The 20,952-nt window shown below is 50.6% G+C and carries 20 protein-coding genes and 1 pseudogene; 13 read left to right on the forward strand and 8 right to left on the reverse strand.

From position 1 onward, the window contains the following. The first annotated feature begins 2 nt into the window (after positions 1-2). The 7 genes and pseudogenes from RTW80_RS31270 (at position 3) to clcB (ending at position 8,127) form a co-directional block, all read left to right on the forward strand. Positions 3-59 carry an IS1 family transposase gene (locus RTW80_RS31270; RefSeq protein WP_003032489.1) on the forward strand — a complete coding sequence of 19 codons (57 nt, stop codon included), beginning with the start codon at positions 3-5 and terminating at the stop codon, positions 57-59. 1 nt (position 60) lies between these two features. After that, positions 61-2,052: a DMSO/selenate family reductase complex A subunit gene (locus tag RTW80_RS07000; protein WP_074152923.1), complete on the forward strand. Its 1,992-nt coding sequence runs from the start codon at positions 61-63 to the stop codon at positions 2,050-2,052. A gap of 60 nt (positions 2,053-2,112) precedes the next feature. Beyond that, positions 2,113-4,536, forward strand: a complete 2,424-nt coding sequence (gene ynfF, locus RTW80_RS07005; RefSeq protein ID WP_001433342.1) for a selenate/tellurate reductase subunit YnfF — start codon at positions 2,113-2,115, stop codon at positions 4,534-4,536. A gap of 10 nt (positions 4,537-4,546) precedes the next feature. Further along, positions 4,547-5,164, forward strand: coding sequence for a DMSO reductase like molybdoenzyme iron-sulfur subunit YnfG (gene ynfG, locus RTW80_RS07010; protein ID WP_000213028.1), 618 nt, complete (start codon positions 4,547-4,549; stop codon positions 5,162-5,164). Position 5,165: 1 nt separating this feature from the next. Beyond that, positions 5,166-6,019, forward strand: a pseudogene (gene ynfH, locus RTW80_RS07015) (selenate reductase membrane anchor subunit YnfH). Between the two features lie 42 nt (positions 6,020-6,061). Beyond that, positions 6,062-6,676, forward strand: a complete 615-nt coding sequence (gene dmsD, locus RTW80_RS07020; protein WP_000148710.1) for a Tat proofreading chaperone DmsD — start codon at positions 6,062-6,064, stop codon at positions 6,674-6,676. Positions 6,677-6,834: 158 nt separating this feature from the next. Next, positions 6,835-8,127 (forward strand): voltage-gated ClC-type chloride channel ClcB, encoded by a 1,293-nt coding sequence (gene clcB / locus RTW80_RS07025; RefSeq protein WP_001315626.1) that lies wholly within the window; start codon positions 6,835-6,837, stop codon positions 8,125-8,127. Here the strand turns inward: clcB and bioD are convergent. The 3 genes from bioD to RTW80_RS07040 all read right to left on the reverse strand — a co-directional run bounded on the left by bioD (position 8,080) and on the right by RTW80_RS07040 (position 11,148). Continuing rightward, positions 8,080-8,775, reverse strand: a complete 696-nt coding sequence (gene bioD, locus RTW80_RS07030) for a dethiobiotin synthase (RefSeq protein ID WP_000919231.1) — start codon at positions 8,773-8,775, stop codon at positions 8,080-8,082. The genes clcB and bioD overlap by 48 nt on opposite strands. A 124-nt stretch (positions 8,776-8,899) precedes the next feature. Next, a complete protein-coding gene (gene mlc, locus RTW80_RS07035; protein WP_000225262.1) occupies positions 8,900-10,120 on the reverse strand; it encodes a sugar metabolism global transcriptional regulator Mlc in 1,221 nt (406 codons plus the stop codon). Positions 10,121-10,254: 134 nt separating this feature from the next. Beyond that, positions 10,255-11,148, reverse strand: a complete 894-nt coding sequence (locus RTW80_RS07040) for a LysR family transcriptional regulator (protein WP_001019525.1) — start codon at positions 11,146-11,148, stop codon at positions 10,255-10,257. Between the two features lie 106 nt (positions 11,149-11,254). Here RTW80_RS07040 and RTW80_RS07045 point away from each other — a divergent pair, with 106 nt between their 5' ends. After that, entirely contained in the window at positions 11,255-12,508 is a 1,254-nt protein-coding gene (locus RTW80_RS07045) for an MFS transporter (protein ID WP_000091840.1), read from the forward strand. Positions 12,509-12,556: 48 nt separating this feature from the next. On the opposite strand, the gene RTW80_RS31275 is transcribed toward RTW80_RS07045, so the two are convergent. After that, positions 12,557-12,676: a KPN_01571 family protein gene (locus RTW80_RS31275; protein ID WP_001299090.1), complete on the reverse strand. Its 120-nt coding sequence runs from the start codon at positions 12,674-12,676 to the stop codon at positions 12,557-12,559. Positions 12,677-12,931: 255 nt separating this feature from the next. Between RTW80_RS31275 and asr the strand changes: the two genes are divergently transcribed. From asr to RTW80_RS07060, 3 genes are all read left to right on the forward strand, one after another. Continuing rightward, positions 12,932-13,240: an acid resistance repetitive basic protein Asr gene (gene asr / locus RTW80_RS07050; RefSeq protein WP_001414237.1), complete on the forward strand. Its 309-nt coding sequence runs from the start codon at positions 12,932-12,934 to the stop codon at positions 13,238-13,240. Positions 13,241-13,332: 92 nt separating this feature from the next. Further along, positions 13,333-13,416, forward strand: coding sequence for a hypothetical protein (locus RTW80_RS07055; protein WP_000233090.1), 84 nt, complete (start codon positions 13,333-13,335; stop codon positions 13,414-13,416). Positions 13,417-13,515: 99 nt separating this feature from the next. Beyond that, positions 13,516-14,337, forward strand: coding sequence for a trypsin-like serine peptidase (locus tag RTW80_RS07060; RefSeq protein ID WP_001260849.1), 822 nt, complete (start codon positions 13,516-13,518; stop codon positions 14,335-14,337). 38 nt (positions 14,338-14,375) lie between these two features. Here the strand turns inward: RTW80_RS07060 and mdtI are convergent, their stop codons facing one another. Beyond that, positions 14,376-14,705: a multidrug/spermidine efflux SMR transporter subunit MdtI gene (mdtI, locus tag RTW80_RS07065; RefSeq protein WP_000046661.1), complete on the reverse strand. Its 330-nt coding sequence runs from the start codon at positions 14,703-14,705 to the stop codon at positions 14,376-14,378. Continuing rightward, on the reverse strand, positions 14,692-15,057 hold the full coding sequence (gene mdtJ / locus RTW80_RS07070) for a multidrug/spermidine efflux SMR transporter subunit MdtJ (RefSeq protein WP_000276149.1): 366 nt from the start codon (positions 15,055-15,057) through the stop codon (positions 14,692-14,694). The genes mdtI and mdtJ overlap by 14 nt, the downstream gene beginning before the upstream one ends. A gap of 411 nt (positions 15,058-15,468) precedes the next feature. On the opposite strand from mdtJ, the gene tqsA reads away from it, so the two are divergent. Further along, positions 15,469-16,503 (forward strand): AI-2 transporter TqsA, encoded by a 1,035-nt coding sequence (tqsA, locus tag RTW80_RS07075; protein WP_001118241.1) that lies wholly within the window; start codon positions 15,469-15,471, stop codon positions 16,501-16,503. A gap of 24 nt (positions 16,504-16,527) precedes the next feature. On the opposite strand, the gene pntB is transcribed toward tqsA, so the two are convergent. Further along, the gene (gene pntB, locus RTW80_RS07080) at positions 16,528-17,916 is read right to left on the reverse strand and encodes a Re/Si-specific NAD(P)(+) transhydrogenase subunit beta (protein WP_000014036.1); all 1,389 of its coding nucleotides are present in this window, start codon (positions 17,914-17,916) and stop codon (positions 16,528-16,530) included. 10 nt (positions 17,917-17,926) lie between these two features. Next, a complete protein-coding gene (gene pntA / locus RTW80_RS07085; protein WP_001300486.1) occupies positions 17,927-19,459 on the reverse strand; it encodes a Re/Si-specific NAD(P)(+) transhydrogenase subunit alpha in 1,533 nt (510 codons plus the stop codon). 523 nt (positions 19,460-19,982) lie between these two features. On the opposite strand from pntA, the gene ydgH reads away from it, so the two are divergent. Beyond that, positions 19,983-20,927 carry a DUF1471 family protein YdgH gene (gene ydgH / locus RTW80_RS07090; RefSeq protein WP_000769322.1) on the forward strand — a complete coding sequence of 315 codons (945 nt, stop codon included), beginning with the start codon at positions 19,983-19,985 and terminating at the stop codon, positions 20,925-20,927. Positions 20,928-20,952 lie beyond the last annotated feature (25 nt).

Below are 20,952 nucleotides of genomic sequence, written 5' to 3' on the forward strand. Positions count from 1 at the left end.
CGGTGGAGCTGCATGACAAAGTCATCGGGCATTATCTGAACATAAAACACTATCAATAAGTTGGAGTCATTACCTGGCAATGAGGCTGTATATATTCAGTACTCTTCGGGGATTGTTGGCGGCAATATGACCCGCTCTTCGCCATCAGCCTCGGCGGTCAAACGCCTGATGAACTGCTACGGCGGTTCACTCAACCAGTATGGCTCCTACAGCACTGCGCAAATTTCCTGTGCCATGCCCTACACCTACGGCAGTAATGATGGCAACAGCACCACGGATATTGAAAACAGCAAGCTGGTCGTGATGTTTGGTAACAACCCGGCAGAAACCCGCATGAGCGGCGGTGGCATCACTTATCTTCTTGAAAAAGCGCGCGAGAAATCGAACGCCAAAATGATTGTTATCGATCCGCGATATACCGATACGGCTGCTGGTCGTGAAGATGAATGGCTTCCTATTCGCCCGGGCACCGATGCCGCGCTGGTTGCGGGTATTGCCTGGGTATTGATTAACGAAAATCTCGTTGATCAACCTTTTCTCGATAAATACTGCGTCGGCTATGACGAAAAAACCTTACCCGCAGATGCACCCAAAAATGGTCACTATAAAGCCTATATTCTTGGTGAAGGTGACGATAAAACAGCGAAAACGCCGCAGTGGGCTTCGCAAATTACCGGTATCCCGGTGGACCGTATCATCAAACTGGCGCGTGAAATTGGCACAGCAAAACCCGCTTATACCTGCCAGGGCTGGGGGCCACAACGCCAGGCAAACGGCGAGCTGACCGCACGCGCTATTGCTATGTTGCCTATTCTGACGGGCAATGTCGGCATCAGCGGCGGAAATAGTGGCGCGCGTGAATCGACCTATACCATTACCATAGAGCGCCTGCCGGTGCTGGATAATCCGGTCAAAACGTCAATTTCCTGCTTCAGCTGGACAGATGCTATCGATCATGGCCCCAAAATGACGGCAATCCGCGACGGCGTCCGGGGCAAAGATAAACTGGATGTGCCCATTAAGTTCATCTGGAACTTCGCGGGAAATACCCTCGTTAATCAGCATTCTGACATCAACAAAACGCATGAAATTCTGCAGGACGAATCGAAATGCGAAATGATTGTGGTCATCGAAAACTTTATGACCTCATCGGCAAAATATGCCGACATTCTGCTGCCAGACCTGATGACCGTTGAGCAGGAAGATATTATTCCTAACGACTACGCCGGTAACATGGGATATCTCATTTTCCTCCAGCCTGTCACCAGCGAAAAATTCGAACGCAAACCGATTTACTGGATCCTGAGTGAAGTCGCGAAACGTCTTGGACCTGACGTCTATCAAAAGTTCACTGAAGGTCGCACGCAGGAACAATGGTTACAACATCTGTACGCCAAAATGCTTGCCAAAGATCCGGCGTTACCGTCTTACGACGAACTGAAAAAAATGGGTATCTATAAGCGTAAAGATCCCAATGGTCATTTTGTCGCCTACAAAGCATTTCGTGACGACCCCGAGGCAAATCCACTTAAAACACCTTCCGGTAAGATTGAAATTTATTCCAGCAAGCTGGCGGAAATTGCCCGTACCTGGGAACTGGAAAAAGATGAAGTGATAAGCCCACTGCCAGTTTATGCCTCTACCTTTGAAGGCTGGGACTCCCCTGAACGTAGAACCTTCCCACTGCAACTGTTTGGTTTCCATTACAAATCCCGTACTCACTCGACCTACGGCAACATTGATGTCCTGAAAGCAGCCTGCCGTCAGGAGGTGTGGATCAACCCTATAGATGCGCAGAAACGTGGGATTGCCAACGGCGATATGGTGCGGGTGTTTAACCATCGTGGCGAAGTTCGGCTACCAGCCAAAGTGACACCACGTATTCTCCCTGGAGTTAGCGCTATGGGCCAGGGAGCCTGGCACGAGGCCAATATGTCTGGCGATAAAATCGACCATGGCGGCTGTGTGAATACGCTAACCACTCTGCGCCCTTCACCACTGGCGAAGGGAAACCCGCAGCACACTAATCTGGTCGAGATCGAAAAAATATAACCCACTACAACCATAAATTCTGGCATGACATTTTGTTTGAAAAGCAATAAGTGAGTAATGATGAAAATCCATACCACAGAGGCGCTCATGAAGGCTGAAATCAGCCGTAGAAGTCTGATGAAAACCTCCGCACTTGGCAGTCTCGCGCTGGCAAGCAGTGCTTTCACTCTGCCATTTTCCCAAATGGTTCGGGCGGCAGAGGTTCCGGTAGAAGAGAAAGCGGTCTGGAGTTCCTGCACCGTTAACTGCGGGAGCCGCTGTCTGTTACGTTTGCATGTGAAAGATGACACCGTGTACTGGGTGGAGTCTGATACGACAGGTGACGACGTCTACGGTAATCATCAGGTTCGCGCGTGTTTACGCGGGCGCTCTATCCGCCGACGGATGAATCATCCTGATAGGTTGAAATATCCCATGAAGCGCGTCGGCAAGCGCGGTGAAGGTAAATTTGAACGGATAAGTTGGGACGAAGCCCTGGATACCATCAGTGATAATCTTCGGCGGATCCTAAAAGATTACGGCAATGAGGCTGTACATGTCCTGTACGGAACAGGTGTAGATGGCGGAAACATCACCAACTCAAACGTCCCGTACCGTCTGATGAACTCTTGCGGTGGTTTTCTCAGTCGCTATGGCAGCTACAGTACCGCACAGATCAGTGCCGCAATGAGTTATATGTTCGGTGCCAATGATGGCAACAGCCCGGATGATATCGCCAATACGAAACTGGTCGTTATGTTCGGAAATAACCCGGCAGAAACGCGGATGAGCGGCGGTGGTGTCACTTACTACGTCGAGCAAGCCCGCGAACGTTCAAACGCACGCATGATCGTCATCGATCCACGTTATAACGACACTGCTGCCGGGCGTGAAGATGAATGGCTGCCCATTCGCCCTGGCACCGATGGCGCACTGGCCTGTGCGATTGCCTGGGTACTGATTACTGAAAACATGGTCGATCAGCCATTTCTCGACAAATATTGTGTTGGTTACGATGAAAAAACGCTGCCCGCCAACGCACCACGTAACGCGCATTATAAAGCCTATATTCTGGGCGAAGGGCCTGACGGCATAGCTAAAACGCCGGAATGGGCAGCAAAAATCACCAGCATCCCGGCAGAAAAAATTATCCAGTTGGCACGAGAGATCGGTTCAGCAAAACCTGCTTATATTTGTCAGGGTTGGGGGCCACAACGACATTCCAACGGCGAGCAAACATCCCGCGCTATTGCCATGCTTTCCGTTCTCACCGGCAACGTCGGCATAAACGGCGGCAACTCAGGCGTACGCGAAGGTAGCTGGGATCTGGGGGTAGAATGGTTCCCGATGCTCGAGAATCCTGTTAAAACACAGATTTCCGTCTTTACATGGACAGATGCCATCGACCATGGTACGGAAATGACCGCGACCCGTGATGGTGTTCGTGGAAAAGAAAAACTGGATGTCCCCATCAAGTTTTTATGGTGCTACGCCAGTAACACATTGATCAATCAACATGGCGACATCAATCACACCCATGAGGTGCTTCAGGATGACAGCAAGTGCGAGATGATTGTTGGCATTGACCACTTCATGACGGCCTCGGCTAAGTATTGCGATATCCTGTTGCCCGACCTGATGCCAACAGAGCAAGAAGACCTTATCTCTCATGAATCTGCAGGGAATATGGGCTATGTGATCCTCGCCCAACCCGCAACCTCAGCAAAATTTGAACGCAAACCCATCTACTGGATGCTGAGTGAAGTCGCCAAACGCTTAGGACCAGACGTTTATCAAACCTTTACTGAAGGTCGCAGTCAGCATGAATGGATCAAATATCTCCATGCGAAAACGAAGGAACGTAACCCTGAGATGCCCGACTACGAGGAGATGAAAACGACCGGGATCTTTAAGAAAAAATGCCCGGAAGAACACTACGTCGCTTTCCGCGCATTCCGTGAAGATCCACAGGCAAACCCGTTGAAAACACCTTCGGGGAAAATCGAAATTTATTCTGAACGACTGGCGAAGATTGCAGATACCTGGGAATTGAAAAAAGATGAAATTATTCATCCCCTTCCTGCGTATACCCCAGGTTTTGATGGCTGGGACGATCCCCTGCGGAAAACCTATCCACTGCAGTTAACGGGCTTCCATTACAAAGCGCGTACCCACTCCAGCTACGGCAATATTGATGTGTTACAGCAGGCCTGCCCACAAGAGGTGTGGATCAACCCCATTGATGCTCAGGCACGCGGTATCCGTCATGGCGATACCGTGCGGGTATTTAACAATAATGGAGAAATGCTGATTGCCGCAAAAGTGACTCCGCGTATTCTGCCTGGCGTTACCGCCATCGGGCAAGGTGCGTGGCTTAAAGCGGATATGTTTGGTGACCGGGTCGATCACGGCGGCAGTATCAATATTCTGACCTCTCACCGCCCTTCACCGCTGGCAAAGGGAAACCCGTCGCACAGCAATCTTGTCCAGATCGAAAAGGTTTAAGGAGTAGCCCATGACCACACAATATGGATTTTTTATCGATTCCAGCCGCTGTACTGGCTGTAAAACCTGCGAACTGGCGTGCAAAGATTTTAAAGATCTTGGCCCGGAAGTCAGTTTCCGCCGTATTTATGAATACGCTGGCGGCGACTGGCAGGAAGATAATGGCGTCTGGCACCAGAACGTGTTCGCTTATTATCTCTCCATCTCCTGTAACCATTGCGATGACCCCGCATGTACAAAAGTCTGCCCCAGCGGCGCAATGCATAAGCGTGAAGATGGCTTTGTGGTGGTTGATGAAGATGTTTGTATCGGCTGCCGCTACTGCCACATGGCTTGTCCGTACGGCGCGCCACAGTACAATGCTGAAAAAGGGCACATGACGAAGTGCGATGGTTGTTATTCGCGCGTCGCCGAGGGGAAACAACCCATATGTGTCGAATCCTGCCCGCTGCGTGCACTTGAGTTCGGTCCAATTGAAGAGCTGCGCCAGAAGCACGGCACTCTTGCTGCCGTCGCGCCACTGCCGCGCGCGCATTTCACAAAACCCAATATCGTTATCAAACCTAACGCCAACAGCCGCCCGACCGGCGATACCACTGGTTATCTGGCTAATCCGGAGGAAGTGTAAAATGGGAAATGGATGGCATGAGTGGCCACTGGTTATCTTTACCGTATTGGGTCAATGCGTAGTAGGCGCGCTGATTGTTAGCGGAATTGGCTGGTTCGCCGCCAAAAATGACGCAGACCGTCAGCGTATTGTCCGTGGCATGTTTTTCCTCTGGCTGTTGATGGGCGTCGGGTTTATTGCCTCTGTCATGCACCTGGGATCGCCACTGCGGGCGTTTAACTCGCTGAATCGAATCGGAGCTTCTGGTCTGAGTAACGAGATTGCTGCCGGTTCCATATTTTTGCCGTTGGCGGATTATGGTGGCTGGTGGCAGTCATCGGTAAAATGCCGCAAGCGTTGGGGAAACTCTGGTTACTTTTCAGCATGGCGCTCGGCGTCATTTTCGTCTGGATGATGACCTGCGTGTATCAAATCGACACCGTGCCAACCTGGCATAACGGTTACACTACGCTGGCTTTCTTCCTGACGGTATTGTTGAGCGGTCCAATACTTGCTGCCGCAATTCTGCGGGCAGCTCGCGTTACATTTAATACCACACCATTTGCCATCATTAGCGTTCTGGCGCTGATCGCTTGTGCCGGGGTGATTGTGCTGCAAGGTTTGTCTCTGGCGTCTATTCACTCATCCGTGCAACAAGCCAGCGCACTGGTACCAGATTACGCCTCCTTACAGGTCTGGCGTGTGGTATTGTTATGCGCAGGTCTTGGATGCTGGCTTTGCCCGCTCATTCGTCGCCGTGAACCTCACGTTGCCGGACTTATTCTGGGGCTAATCCTCATACTTGGCGGTGAGATGATCGGGCGTGTGCTCTTTTATGGCCTGCACATGACAGTAGGAATGGCTATTGCAGGTTAACAAATTGGTGCGGGGCAACCCGCACATTTCAGGATGTTAGGAATGACCCATTTTTCACAGCAAGATAATTTTTCTGTCGCGGCGCGCGTGTTGGGCGCGCTGTTTTATTACGCTCCAGAGAGTGCGGAAGCCGCACCTCTGGTTGCGGTACTCACCAGTGACGGCTGGGAAACTCAGTGGCCTCTACCAGAAGCGTCACTAGCGCCGCTGGTGACGGCTTTTCAGACACAGTGTGAAGAGACTCACGCCCAGGCCTGGCAGCGTTTGTTTGTCGGCCCGTGGGCACTGCCGTCTCCGCCGTGGGGGTCGGTCTGGCTGGATCGCGAATCTGTGCTGTTTGGCGATTCAACATTGGCACTTCGTCAGTGGATGCGCGAGAAAGGCATTCAGTTTGAAATGAAGCAAAACGAACCGGAAGATCATTTTGGTTCACTGCTGTTGATGGCTGCGTGGTTGGCGGAGAATGGTCGCCAGACAGAATGCGAAGAATTGCTGGCATGGCACCTTTTTCCGTGGTCAACACGTTTTCTTGATGTTTTTATCGAAAAAGCAGAACACCCTTTCTACCGTGCACTGGGTGAACTGGCTCGCTTAACGCTGGCGCAATGGCAATCACAACTGTTAATTCCTGTCGCGGTTAAACCGCTGTTTCGATAGGATCACCGTAATATTGCCGGATGGTGACGATTACGCGCAATCCGGCAATAATAGGTTACAGTGTCACGTTTTTTTATCTCTTAAAGCACGCACTGCTTTTGCGGCTGGCCTCTTTTGCCGCAAAATAGTCGCCCGTGTTTCATTGCCCATTTCTGCTCATGCATCATCTACACATCTATCCGGATCTGCGCACTATGTTCCGCCGTCTGCTTATCGCAACAGTCGTCGGTATTCTCGCGGCCTTTGCCGTTGCCGGGTTTCGTCATGCGATGCTGCTACTGGAGTGGTTGTTCCTCAATAATGACTCCGGCAGTCTGGTCAATGCAGCGACAAACCTTTCCCCCTGGCGACGGTTGCTAACTCCGGCGCTCGGCGGACTGGCGGCGGGTTTGTTGCTGATGGGCTGGCAGAAATTTACCCAACAACGCCCTCATGCGCCGACCGATTACATGGAAGCGTTGCAAACCGATGGACAGTTCGATTACGCAGCAAGCCTGGTTAAATCGCTTGCCTCTCTGCTGGTAGTAACCAGCGGCAGTGCAATTGGTCGCGAAGGTGCGATGATTCTTTTAGCTGCCCTTGCCGCCTCCTGTTTTGCCCAACGTTTTACGCCACGCCAGGAGTGGAAATTATGGATCGCCTGTGGGGCCGCGGCGGGAATGGCTGCGGCCTATCGTGCCCCGCTTGCTGGCAGTTTATTTATAGCCGAAGTGCTGTTTGGCACTATGATGTTGGCCTCTCTCGGCCCGGTGATTATTTCCGCCGTCGTGGCATTGCTGGTTAGCAATCTGATTAATCATAGCGACGCGTTACTCTACAACGTACAACTCTCAGTGACGGTTCAGGCTCGTGACTATGCGCTGATTATCAGTACAGGTGTGCTGGCAGGTCTGTGCGGACCACTGTTGTTAACGTTAATGAACGCCTGTCATCGTGGATTTGTGAGTCTCAAACTTGCGCCGCCCTGGCAACTGGCACTAGGCGGGTTGATCGTGGGTCTGCTTTCCCTGTTCACACCTGCAGTGTGGGGCAACGGCTATAGCACCGTACAATCCTTTTTAACCGCCCCACCACTGTTAATGATCATTGCCGGGATCTTCCTTTGTAAACTGTGTGCCGTGCTGGCGAGTAGCGGTTCCGGCGCACCCGGTGGGGTCTTTACACCGACGCTATTTATCGGTCTTGCCATTGGCATGTTGTATGGTCGTAGCCTGGGATTATGGTTCCCTGATGGCGAAGAAATTACACTTTTACTCGGATTGACCGGGATGGCGACACTGTTGGCGGCGACCACGCACGCGCCGATTATGTCGACGTTGATGATATGTGAAATGACCGGGGAGTATCAGCTACTCCCCGGTTTATTGATTGCCTGCGTAATTGCGTCGGTAATTTCGCGGACGTTACACCGTGACTCTATCTACCGCCAGCACACTGCGCAGCATAGCTAAGCGGATGTATTGCCCCAGTTCACGCTGTTCGGCGCGCGGCAGATAAGGCAGTTCACCAATGAGCGGTGCCGGAAGTTTTTTACCCAGCACATCAATGATTTCCGCATAATGCGCCAGTCCTGGGTTGATTCGGTTAGCCACCCAGCCAATGAGCGGCAGCCCGTCGTTGGCGATCGCCTGAGCTGTTAGCAGTGCATGGTTAATGCAACCTTCCTGAATACCGACAACCATCAACACCGGCAGTTGTTCCTGCACTACCCATTCAGAGAGTGGACGCAAATCATTCATCAGACTGCGCCAGCCGCCAGTCCCTTCTACCACGACATGATCGACTTTTTCGGTCAGGTTTGCCAGGCCGTTTGAAATGAGGGTGTAATTGATTGGGCAACTGTGCGCCACGCTACTTTCTTCTTCGCTTAACGCGATAGGATTAACTGCTTCATAAGGCAGTTCGATGGTTGAAACACTCTGCAACACCAGGGCATCTTTATTACGCAGCCCTTCGGGTGTCTCTTTGCTCCCCTTCGCTACGGGTTTATATCCCGCAACCGTTTTTCCCTGGGAGGCTAACGCTTGTAGCAATGCGCGGGAAACCACCGTTTTCCCTACAGAAGTGTCTGTACCGGTAATAAAGAAACGCTTCAGCATCACTAACTCCACCGTTATGCTTCACAAATATAAACCAGGAAAATAATTAACCTTGAAAGTCTAAGTTATGCTTTCCTGGCCCAAATTGAGATAGCGCAAATTTTGGTAGAACAGTTAAAAAATGTTAACCCTGCAACAGACGAATCAACAAAGAACCGTTATACATCGCGTCTTTTACCAGTGCAGCGCCTGCCATCGTGCCCTGGTTAGAAAACTGAGTACTCTCAACGCTGATGTGCTGACTATACGCAGGAAGGGCCTGCTGACGGATGCTGTCTGAGATGACCGGGAAGAGGATATCTGCCGCTTTACTTAACGGTGAGCCAATCAGTATTTTTTGTGGGTTAAATAAATTCACCATGATGGCAAGAATGCGCCCGACATGCGCGCCCACCCCGGTAATGATGTCTTTTGCCAGTAGATCGCCGCGCAATGCCGCCTGACACAATGAGTCCACGGTTAACGGTTGTCCATGTAACATCGAGCTCATGGATTGATTAAGACGCAGCTGTGCCAGCTCAAGAATACTGTCCACGCTGGCGATGGTTTCGAGGCAGCCGTGATTCCCGCAATAACAGCGTTTCCCATACGGGTCGACCTGTGTGTGGCCTATTTCCACGAGACTACTGCTGCCTGCGTGTAGCAGATGACCATCGGTAATGACGCCCGCCCCCACGTTGTGATCGATAACCACCTGAATCACATCGCGCGCCCCGCGTGAGGCACCAAACAAGGCCTCTGCCATCGTCCATGCGCTGATATCATGCTGAATATAAACCGGAACGCCGGTATGCTGCTCCAGCGCCTCGCCGAGCGGCATCTCTTTTACATCCTCGTAGAACGGCATGCGATGTACAATACCATTTTCCGTATCAATAATTCCCGGCAAGGTTATGGCAATCGAAGTTAGACGCTCAAGTTTTTTCTGGTGGCGGATAAAAAACTGATCGATATGGGAAATAATACGATCCAGCAATGGCAAGTCATCTTTTAACGCCAGTTCCTGCGACTCTTCCACCACCAGTTTGCTGCTCAGATCGCGCAGAGCAAGGAAAATCTCCCCGCGACTAATGCGCAGAGAAAGATAGTGCCAAGCTTCAGTTTCAACCACCAGCCCCACCGCCGGACGGCCACGGTTCCCCGCTTCTTTGATTTCCAGCTCTTGCACCAGGTGTGCTTCGAGCATCTCACGGACAATTTTAGTGATACTGGCAGGAGCCAGTTGCGCCAGACGGGAAAGATCGATACGCGAGACTGGACCAAGCTGATCAATCAGGCGATAAACCGCGCCCGCGTTGGTCTGCTTTATTTGATCAATGTGCCCAGGCTGGTTTTCAGCAACCACCGCATACTCCCTATATTTTCGCGCTCCGAAATAATCTGTAGGCTATGGTGAAGCACTTCAATACGTGTCGTCAAATTTTTACTTAGGCATGTGATTAACAGCACATTTTTCGGGCTTTTTCGCTGAAATTTCCCTCACCTGAGAGCATTCAGCAGATGAATACGAAAGTTACGCGCAGCCGGACTTTGTTCATGATGTTTCGGCCAGACCAACCACATTTCAGAAACCGCATCCTCTTCAGCAATCGGCACCCAGCGCATTTCGTTGAGCTGAACACGTTTAAATGACGCAGGCAAAATTGAAACACCCAGACCGGCGGAAACCAGACCGATGATGGTCATTGCCTCGCCCACCTCCTGAGTGATGACGGGCGTCAAATGGTAACGTCGCATCAGCCCGAGAATATCGTCATACAGCCCTGTCCCGACGTGCGGATCAAAAAAGACAAAGGGTTCTTTCGCCAGTTCAGCCAGCGTTACATTCGGGTTATTTGCCAGGGGATGATCGTGCGGGATCATCGCCATAAGCGGTTCATGGACGATGACTGCGTGTTCAAGCGACTCCGGTAACGCTGTGTTACGCAGCAATCCCATATCCAGCGTTCCTTCAATGAGCGGAGCGATTTGCTCGCGAGTGTTCATTTCGCGGGTTTGTAAATGGACATCAGGATAATCACGGCGAAACAGCGATAACGTATCGGACACCGCCCGAATAAAAGGAGCCGACGAAGTAAAACCAATGCGCAACTCCCCCGCTTCACCCTGATGCAGCCTTTCAGCGCGAGCGGCAGCGTCATCCACCATAGACAGGATTTGCCGACTATCTGCAAGAAACTGTTTTCCTGCTGCCGTCAGCAATACACTGCGATTGGTTCGTGCCAGCAGTCGGGCACCAATTTGTTGCTCCAGCGCCTGAATCTGCTGACTTAGCGGCGGTTGCGAAATATTCAGGCGGGCAGCGGCGCGCCCGAAATGCAGCTCTTCCGCAACAGCAACAAAGTAACGCAGATGACGAAGTTCAATATTCATATTTAAAACATCTTATTTGAGATTATTAATATATTAGACAGAACAATTCGATTTTCCTACCCTATGTATAAGCCTGATCTACAGGCATATTTAGCAAGGATTTCAAGTGAGCCGTACTACAACTGTTGATGGCGCTCCGGCAAGCGACACTGACAAGCAAAGCATTTCTCAGCCAAATCAATTTATTAAACGCGGTACGCCGCAATTTATGCGCGTCACCCTGGCGCTGTTCTCTGCCGGACTGGCAACATTTGCACTTCTCTATTGTGTGCAGCCTATCCTTCCGGTGCTTTCGCAGGAGTTTGGCTTAACCCCCGCGAACAGTAGTATTTCACTGTCCATTTCCACGGCGATGTTGGCTATTGGTTTGCTGTTTACTGGCCCGCTATCCGATGCCATTGGTCGCAAACCAGTGATGGTCACGGCGCTACTGTTGGCCTCCATTTGTACGTTACTTTCGACAATGATGACCAGCTGGCACGGCATTTTGATTATGCGCGCCTTGATTGGGCTTTCGTTAAGTGGCGTGGCAGCTGTTGGCATGACTTATCTTAGCGAGGAAATCCATCCCAGTTTCGTGGCCTTTTCAATGGGGTTGTATATCAGCGGCAACTCAATTGGCGGCATGAGCGGACGCTTAATTAGCGGTGTCTTCACGGACTTTTTCAACTGGCGAATTGCTCTGGCGGCAATCGGTTGTTTCGCGCTGGCCTCGGCGTTGATGTTCTGGAAAATCCTCCCTGAATCACGCCATTTTCGCCCGACTTCGCTGCGCCCTAAGACGTTGTTTATCAACTTTCGTCTGCACTGGCGTGACCGGGGATTACCGTTATTGTTCGCAGAAGGCTTTTTGCTGATGGGGTCGTTCGTCACGCTGTTTAATTACATCGGCTATCGGTTGATGCTCTCCCCCTGGCATGTCAGTCAGGCCGTGGTTGGCTTATTATCGCTGGCTTATTTGACCGGTACATGGAGCTCACCCAAAGCCGGAACCATGACCACCCGCTATGGGCGTGGTCCAGTGATGTTGTTTTCGACGGGGGTTATGCTGTTTGGTTTACTGATGACCTTATTCAGCTCGCTGTGGCTGATCTTTGCCGGAATGTTACTCTTCTCAGCAGGATTCTTCGCAGCCCACTCAGTAGCCAGCAGCTGGATCGGCCCCCGCGCAAAACGCGCTAAAGGCCAGGCCTCCTCGCTGTATCTGTTCAGTTACTATCTGGGGTCGAGTATTGCCGGGACGCTGGGTGGTGTTTTCTGGCATAACTATGGCTGGAACGGCGTCGGCGCATTTATTGCTCTGATGCTGGTCATTGCTCTGCTGGTCGGGACGCGTTTGCATCGTCGTCTGCACGCCTGAAAAATAAGTCCGGACTGCGGTAAATACCCGTCCGGACTTATTGCCAGCTCAAACCAACGTTAATAGCCATCCTAAAATAGACGAAGCGCCAGCCAATTCCCGCAGCGCATCTAGCGTCATAAGGATTATAAGTACCCAAATAAACGGATTCATTTTGCTGTGTGTCATTTATTACTGATGCGCAGTTATTCTACCGCTTTGTAAGTAGTAAAATAGTTAACCCGATCAAGACTACTATTATTGGTAGCTAAATTTTCCTTAAGTCACAATACGTTATTATCAACGCTGTAATTTATTCAGCGTTTGTACATATCGTTACACGCTGAAACCAACCACTCACGGAAGTCTGCCATTCCCAGGGATATAGTTATTTCAACGGCCCCGCAGTGGGGTTAAATGAAAAAACAAATTGAGGGTATGACAATGAAAAAAGTATTAGCTCTGGTTGTTGCCGCTGCTATGGGTCTGTCTTCTGCCGCCTTTGCTGCAGAGACTGCGACCACACCTGCTCCGACTGCGACGACCACCAAAGCAGCGCCGGCGAAAACTACACATCATAAAAAACAGCATAAAGCAGCACCTGCCCAGAAAGCGCAGGCGGCTAAAAAGCATCATAAAAATACGAAAGCTGAACAGAAAGCCCCTGAACAAAAAGCGCAGGCAGCGAAGAAACACGCCAAGAAACACAGCCATCAGCAACCGGCAAAACCTGCTGCACAACCCGCAGCGTAAGTTTTCAACAGTAATGCTGGCGCGCCCCCTCGCGCCTGAAAATTACGGTGCTAAGCGGGTAACGTTTAGCACCGCCTTTAGCGGAGGGTAGTATGGTGGGCCGTTATCGCTTTGAGTTCATTCTTATCATTCTTATTTTATGCGCACTGATTGCCGCCCGTTTTTATCTTTCCTGACTGTAGTCATCTGATTTTACTCCCACTTTCATCCCGTCCCGTCTATAGTATTTATGAGGGTTTGCTTTTAATAATCATAATTACCCACCAGAGTGTGATATGCGTACAACCATTGCTGTAGTGTTGGGTGCAATTAGTTTGACGTCTGCTTTTGTGTTTGCAGATAAACCAGACGTTGCCAAATCGGCAAACGATGAGGTCAGCACCCTGTTTTTTGGTCATGATGATCGTGTGCCAGTGAATGACACGACCCAATCACCGTGGGATGCGGTTGGGCAACTGGAAACGGCCAGCGGCAATTTATGTACGGCGACGCTGATTGCACCCAATCTGGCATTAACGGCAGGACACTGTTTATTGACACCTCCAAAGGGTAAAGCCGATAAAGCAGTGGCGCTGCGTTTTGTGTCAAATAAAGGTCTTTGGCGCTATGAGATCCACGACATAGAAGGCCGCGTTGATCCGACACTGGGAAAGCGGTTAAAAGCAGATGGGGATGGTTGGATTGTACCTCCCGCAGCCGCGCCGTGGGACTTCGGATTGATTGTGCTACGTAATCCCCCTTCTGGCATTACGCCGTTGCCGTTATTTGAGGGAGATAAAGCCGCGCTTACCGCCGCATTAAAAGCGGCAGGTCGTAAAGTGACTCAGGCAGGCTACCCTGAAGATCATCTCGATACGTTGTACAGTCATCAAAACTGTGAAGTGACTGGCTGGGCGCAAACGTCGGTGATGTCACATCAGTGCGATACCTTGCCGGGTGACAGCGGTTCGCCTCTGATGTTGCATACCGATGACGGCTGGCAATTAATTGGGGTGCAAAGTTCGGCTCCTGCCGCGAAAGATCGCTGGCGCGCCGATAACCGGGCCATTTCTGTTACCGGTTTTCGCGACAAGCTGGATCAACTGTCGCAAAAATAATGTTCAAACGCTGCCCGACAGCGCGGGCAGCGTCTTCATCAGGCAAGTTTCACCATGATCATTCCAGCCAACAGCAAGACCAGGCCAATCCAGCCTTTACGATTTAACCGTTGACCAAACAAGATCCAACCTGCGGCTAACGTGGCGGCAATACCAAACCCGCCCCACAATGCATAAGCGACAGACAAGTCGATCCCTTTAACGGCTTGAGAAAGCGCACTAAAGGCAGCCAGCACCGCCGCCAGGGAGAGCAAGCCAAATATTTTGCGACGAAAGCCGTCAGAAAATTTCAAAAAGACGTTAGCAACGATTTCCAGCACGATTGCCAATGCCAGCCAGGCGGCGTGAACCCATTCAAACTGCGCCATGGTTCACCTCCAGTTCAGGTTTACGCGCTTTACGGGTACCTGATTTTATCAACACAATCCCGGCGACCAGGGTGGTTAACCCGGCAATTTTCATCAGCGATAAACTTTCGTCGAATAACAAAACGCTAAACAAGGTAATAAATAAAATACCGATACCTTCCCACAGCGCATAAGCTACGCCTAAGGCGATTTTTTTAACGGCGAAAGAGAGAAATATATACGACAGAGAAATCATCACCAGCATTAAAATAAAGCCGCCATTTCCCTCACTGACGCTCGCCCATTTCATTGACAGCGTACCGGTAATTTCTGTAGCAATAGCCAGACCTAATAAAATCCAATAAATATACATTGTCCTTCTCCTGCAAGAGAATTATTTTAATTTTCGCTTAATTCAGCGAAACCAAAGTAAAGTGGTCAAGCCCCGCGCATAGCGCAAGCTTTGGCAGAAGAAAGGACTAAAGCGCGTTGCGCCAGTGCTGCTCACCTACGAGCAAGATAGTGGATGAGGTACGAAGATGGGTAAATGTAGAAAATAACGTCCTGAACAAATTGTCCATAATATTACAATTATCCGCAGTGTTGCTTCTCGTCATCGCGGATGATAATTGTCCTCGGTAGTTGAACACGCCTGATTTGTATCATAGCTTAAGAATTAACTCAAAATATTTTCACTTCTTTACCTGAGCGGTTTGATTTTCGTTATGATGACGGAGCGAAAAAGACATTATTATTAGCAAAGGAAGAAAAAACGGGGACAAGCATGGCAAAGCCGATCATCACGCTCAATGGCCTAAAAATCGTCATTATGTTGGGAATGCTGGTCATTATTCTCTGCGGTATCCGTTTTGCCGCCGAGATCATCGTGCCGTTTATTCTCGCATTATTTATTGCTGTTATTCTTAACCCGCTGGTGCAACACATGGTCCGCTGGCGTGTGCCGCGTGTACTGGCGGTGTCGATTTTGATGACCATCATCGTGATGGCGATGGTGTTGCTATTAGCTTATCTGGGTTCCGCGCTCAACGAGTTGACGCGGACGTTACCGCAATATCGCAACTCTATTATGACGCCGCTGCAAGCGCTTGAACCGTTGTTGCAACGCGTAGGGATTGACGTCTCAGTTGACCAGCTGGCGCATTATATTGATCCGAACGCGGCGATGACGTTGCTCACCAACTTATTGACGCAGTTATCTAATGCCATGTCATCAATATTTTTATTGCTGCTGACGGTGCTGTTTATGCTGCTCGAAGTGCCACAATTGCCCGGAAAATTTCAGCAAATGATGGCGCGTCCGGTTGAAGGGATGGCGGCGATTCAACGTGCGATTGACAGTGTTTCTCATTATCTGGTGCTGAAAACAGCCATCAGCATCATCACCGGCCTGGTCGCCTGGGCGATGCTCGCCGCACTCGATGTTCGCTTCGCTTTTGTCTGGGGATTGCTGGCCTTTGCGCTTAATTACATCCCGAATATTGGTTCAGTCCTCGCGGCAATCCCCCCTATCGCTCAGGTACTGGTGTTTAATGGCTTCTACGAAGCGTTGCTGGTGCTGGCGGGATATCTGCTGATTAATCTGGTCTTCGGCAATATTCTGGAGCCGCGTATCATGGGGCGTGGGCTGGGGCTTTCCACATTGGTGGTATTTTTGTCGTTGATTTTTTGGGGATGGTTGTTAGGACCGGTGGGTATGCTGCTTTCCGTGCCGTTGACAATTATTGTCAAAATTGCGCTTGAACAAACAGCGGGAGGTCAAAGCATCGCCGTTCTGTTAAGCGATCTCAATAAAGAGTGACGGCCTCAGCAGAGGCCGTCAGGGTTACAGAGCTTTCAGGATTGCATCCACGCTGGCTTTGGCGTCACCAAACAGCATGTGGGTGTTTTCCTTGAAGAACAGCGGGTTTTGCACACCAGCATAGCCAGTGTTCATCGAACGTTTAAAGACAATCACGTTCTGCGCTTTCCACACTTCCAGCACAGGCATACCAGCAATCGGACTCTTCGGATCATCCTGCGCCGCCGGGTTAACCGTATCGTTAGCACCAATCACCAGTACGGTATCGGTATCAGCAAAGTCATCATTGATCTCGTCCATTTCCAGCACGATGTCATACGGTACTTTTGCTTCAGCCAGCAATACGTTCATATGTCCAGGCAAACGCCCCGCGACCGGGTGGATACCGAAACGCACATTAATACCACGAGCGCGCAATTTCTCAGTAATTTCAGCGACAGGATATTGCGCCTGCGCGACTGCCATGCCGTACCCCGGAGTAATGATCACTGAATGGGAGTTTTTCAGCAGTTCCGCTGTCTCTTCTGCGGTGATTTCGCGGTGCTCACCTACTTCCTGATCATCGCCAGTAGAAGAGCCGTCGGTGCCGAAACCACCCGCAATAACGCTGATAAAGGAACGGTTCATCGCCTTACACATAATGTAAGAAAGGATAGCCCCCGAAGAACCGACCAGCGCACCGGTCACAATCAGCAGGTCGTTGCTGAGCATAAAGCCCGCAGCCGCAGCCGCCCAGCCGGAGTACGAGTTCAGCATCGACACCACCACTGGCATATCTGCACCACCGATGGAGGCGACTAAATGCCAGCCGAATACCAGCGCAATTGCGGTCATTATCAGCAATGCCAGCACTTGCAGGCCGACGCTGTCCGTGCGAACAAATACAATCAGCAGCAGGAAGGAAACGACCAGAGCCGCCAGGTTCATTTTGTGACGGTTTGGCAGCATCAATGGTTTAGACGAAATCTTGCCACACAGTTTGCCGAACGCCACCACCGAACCCGTGAACGTTACCGCCCCGATGAAGATACCGAGGAACACTTCCGTCAGGTGAATATTGACCAGAATCGGTGCCATTCCCGCGTCATGATGCAGATAGCTGTTAAAGCCAACCAGCACTGCCGCCAGACCCACGAAGCTATGCAGGATCGCCACCAGTTCTGGCATTTCGGTCATTTCAACTTTCTTCGCCAGACGGATACCAATTGCCCCACCAATGACCATCGCCAGCAAGATCCAGCCAACATTACCCGTATCCGGTCCAAAAATGGTTGCGATTAACGCAATCGCCATCCCGGCGATACCGAAGTTGTTACCCTGGCGAGACGTTTCATGTTTCGAAAGACCGGCCAGACTGAAGATAAACAGGATCGCGGCAACAATGTATGCAGCTGTAACTAATCCTCCAGACATATGTTACCCCTTAATTTTTGCGGAACATTTTCAGCATGCGCTGAGTCACGGTGAAGCCACCGAAAATATTAATGCTGGCTATAAGCACCGCGATAAAACTAAGGAAGCTAACCCAGCCGCCCTGGCCAATCTGCAACAGTGCTCCGACAACAATAATCCCTGAAATCGCGTTGGTGACCGACATCAACGGTGTATGCAGCGCGTGCGATACATTCCACACCACGTAATAACCGACAACGCAGGCCAGCGCGAAAACGGTGAAGTGCCCAAGGAATTCTTTCGGCGCAACGCTTGCCATCCAGCCAAAAAGAATGATTGCCAGCGCCATCAACGCGTATTTACGCCACGGTGAGCAGGTACATTTTTCCTCAGTTTTCACTTCCGGTGCCGCTTTTTGTGCCGCCTGCGGCTGAGCTGATACCTGAATCGGCGGTGCCGGCCAGGTAATTTCGCCCGCACGGATCACGGTCACGCCGCGAATCACCACATCATCAAAATCAACAGTGATATTGCCGTCTTTCTCTTTGCACAACAGTTTCAGCAGATTAACGAGGTTTGTGCCGTAAAGCTGTGAGGATTGCGTCGGCAGACGGCCCGGAAGATCGGTATAACCAATCACTTTGACACCATTTTCCGTAGTGAAGATTTCACCCGGCACGGTGTATTCACAGTTGCCGCCGTTTTGGGCTGCCAGGTCGACAATCACACTGCCCGCCTTCATGGAGTCAACCATTTCACGGGTAATTAGCTTCGGCGCTGGTTTGCCTGGAATAAGCGCGGTGGTGACAATGATATCGACCTCTTTTGCCTGGGCGGCAAAGAGTTCCATTTCCGCTTTGATGAACGCGTCCGACATCACTTTGGCATAGCCATCGCCGCTGCCAGCTTCCTCTTTAAAATCCAGCTCGAGGAATTCCGCGCCCATACTTTGAACTTGTTCTTTCACTTCCGGGCGGGTGTCGAATGCACGCACAATCGCGCCGAGACTGTTTGCTGCGCCAATGGCGGCCAGACCTGCAACACCCGCACCAATCACCATCACTTTTGCCGGTGGCACTTTCCCGGCCGCAGTAATTTGCCCGGTAAAGAAGCGCCCAAATTCATGTGCCGCTTCAACAATGGCGCGATAACCGGCGATGTTCGCCATCGAGCTTAGTGCGTCCAGCGATTGTGCGCGTGAGATACGCGGCACAGAGTCCATCGCCATCACGGTCACGTTACGTTCCGCAAGTTTTTGCATTAATTCCGGATTCTGCGCAGGCCAGATAAAACTCACCAGCGTTGTCCCAGGATTCAGTAACGCAATTTCATCATCTAACGGCGCATTGACCTTCAGAATGATCTCTGACTGCCAGACGCTATTCCCTTCTACAATTTCAGCGCCCGCTTGCACAAACGCTTTATCGTCAAAACTTGCCAGTTGACCCGCGCCGCTCTCTACCGCGACGGTAAAACCCAGTTTCAGCAGCTGTTCCACTGTTTTTGGCGTTGCTGCAACACGGGTTTCATTGGTTAACCGTTCTCTTGGTATGCCAATTCGCATGATATTCCCTTCCATCGGTTTTATTGATGATGGTTTGCCTGTGTCAGGAGCCACACAAGCTGCTCATGTACGAGCTAAATGTTACTCCGTTAAAATAAATTAGTAACAAACGCCCTATAACGTACTGAAAATTATGCCTGTGATCTAGCGCCAAAAATCAGTATTTCGGCGTGAACTCGCAAAATATTAACGATTCAGCCGTGATAGTGGGATAAACACCTTAGAACGCCGGATAAAGACTGATAATTGTCTTCGACGGTCGGGTAAAACGAGACATCGCCCCGGCACGAATCACTACTTAACATTAAATTAACTTATACAATTCAGTTGCTTCAGTAGTAATGATGCTGATACGGCTGTTTTTTAAGCATAGACGGTCATTTGAGCAGGATTAAAATTGGCTTAAGGAATGTGATATGAAAAATGACGCAGACAGTTACACCGTTTAAATGCAATAATCAGCCACGTTTCTCGTTAATAACAATACCAGTACCTGGTTTGCGCAAGGCGAAGGATTATTTTTATGAAGCTTAAGAACACCCTCCTGGCGTCGGCACTGCTTTCTGCTACGGCATTCTCCGTTAACGCAGCAACAGAACTGACACCGGAGCAAGCGGCAGCGGTTAAACCTTTTGACCGTGTAGTGGTTACCGGTCGTTTTAATGCTATTGGCGAAGCGGTGAAAGCCGTTTCTCGTCGCGCAGATAAAGAAGGTGCCGCCTCTTTTTATGTTGTCGACACTTCTGATTTTGGTAACAGCGGTAACTGGCGTGTGGTCGCTGACCTCTATAAAGCCGATGCTGAAAAAGCAGAAGAAACAAGTAATCGCGTAATTAACGGTGTTGTCGAACTGCCGAAAGATCAGGCTGTTCTGATTGAACCGTTTGACACGGTCACCGTCCAAGGCTTCTATCGTAGCCAGCCAGAAGTCAATGATGCCATCACCAAAGCGGCAAAAGCGAAAGGTGCCTACTCTTTCTACATCGTTCGTCAAATCGATGCCAACCAGGGCGGCAACCAGCGTATTACTGCATTCATCTATAAAAAAGATGCTAAGAAACGTATTGTCCAGAGCCCGGATGTGATCCCGGCAGATTCCGAAGCAGGACGTGCAGCTCTGGCTGCCGGTGGCGAAGCCGCGAAGAAAGTTGAGATCCCGGGTGTTGCGACTACCGCATCACCAAGTTCTGAAGTCGGTCGCTTCTTTGAAACCCAGTCATCAAAAGGCGGGCGTTACACCGTCACGCTCCCGGATGGCACTAAAGTCGAAGAACTGAACAAAGCGACCGCAGCGATGATGGTCCCGTTCGACAGCATCAAATTCTCTGGCAACTACGGCAACATGACCGAAGTCTCCTATCAGGTTGCGAAACGTGCCGCGAAGAAAGGTGCTAAGTATTACCACATCACCCGCCAGTGGCAGGAACGTGGTAATAACCTGACCGTCAGCGCAGATCTGTATAAATAACTATTCAGTTACTCCTATAAGGCGG

This window comes from Escherichia sp. AM3, assembly GCF_032029835.1.
GTDB classification, from domain to species: Bacteria; Pseudomonadota; Gammaproteobacteria; order Enterobacterales; family Enterobacteriaceae; genus Escherichia; species Escherichia coli.

What these genes read in the sequence shown, in the direction of transcription:
- ynfF (WP_001433342.1), top strand. Translation starts at nt 2,113, where the DNA reads ATGAAAATCCATACCACAGAGGCGCTCATGAAGGCTGAAATCAGCCGT.
- ynfG (WP_000213028.1), top strand. Translation starts at nt 4,547, where the DNA reads ATGACCACACAATATGGATTTTTTATCGATTCCAGCCGCTGTACTGGC.
- dmsD (WP_000148710.1), top strand. Translation starts at nt 6,062, where the DNA reads ATGACCCATTTTTCACAGCAAGATAATTTTTCTGTCGCGGCGCGCGTG.
- clcB (WP_001315626.1), top strand. Translation starts at nt 6,835, where the DNA reads ATGCATCATCTACACATCTATCCGGATCTGCGCACTATGTTCCGCCGT.
- bioD (WP_000919231.1), bottom strand. Translation starts at nt 8,775, where the DNA reads ATGCTGAAGCGTTTCTTTATTACCGGTACAGACACTTCTGTAGGGAAA.
- RTW80_RS07040 (WP_001019525.1), bottom strand. Translation starts at nt 11,148, where the DNA reads ATGAATATTGAACTTCGTCATCTGCGTTACTTTGTTGCTGTTGCGGAA.
- RTW80_RS31275 (WP_001299090.1), bottom strand. Translation starts at nt 12,676, where the DNA reads ATGACACACAGCAAAATGAATCCGTTTATTTGGGTACTTATAATCCTT.
- asr (WP_001414237.1), top strand. Translation starts at nt 12,932, where the DNA reads ATGAAAAAAGTATTAGCTCTGGTTGTTGCCGCTGCTATGGGTCTGTCT.
- RTW80_RS07055 (WP_000233090.1), top strand. Translation starts at nt 13,333, where the DNA reads ATGGTGGGCCGTTATCGCTTTGAGTTCATTCTTATCATTCTTATTTTA.
- RTW80_RS07060 (WP_001260849.1), top strand. Translation starts at nt 13,516, where the DNA reads ATGCGTACAACCATTGCTGTAGTGTTGGGTGCAATTAGTTTGACGTCT.
- mdtI (WP_000046661.1), bottom strand. Translation starts at nt 14,705, where the DNA reads ATGGCGCAGTTTGAATGGGTTCACGCCGCCTGGCTGGCATTGGCAATC.
- mdtJ (WP_000276149.1), bottom strand. Translation starts at nt 15,057, where the DNA reads ATGTATATTTATTGGATTTTATTAGGTCTGGCTATTGCTACAGAAATT.
- tqsA (WP_001118241.1), top strand. Translation starts at nt 15,469, where the DNA reads ATGGCAAAGCCGATCATCACGCTCAATGGCCTAAAAATCGTCATTATG.
- pntB (WP_000014036.1), bottom strand. Translation starts at nt 17,916, where the DNA reads ATGTCTGGAGGATTAGTTACAGCTGCATACATTGTTGCCGCGATCCTG.
- pntA (WP_001300486.1), bottom strand. Translation starts at nt 19,459, where the DNA reads ATGCGAATTGGCATACCAAGAGAACGGTTAACCAATGAAACCCGTGTT.
- ydgH (WP_000769322.1), top strand. Translation starts at nt 19,983, where the DNA reads ATGAAGCTTAAGAACACCCTCCTGGCGTCGGCACTGCTTTCTGCTACG.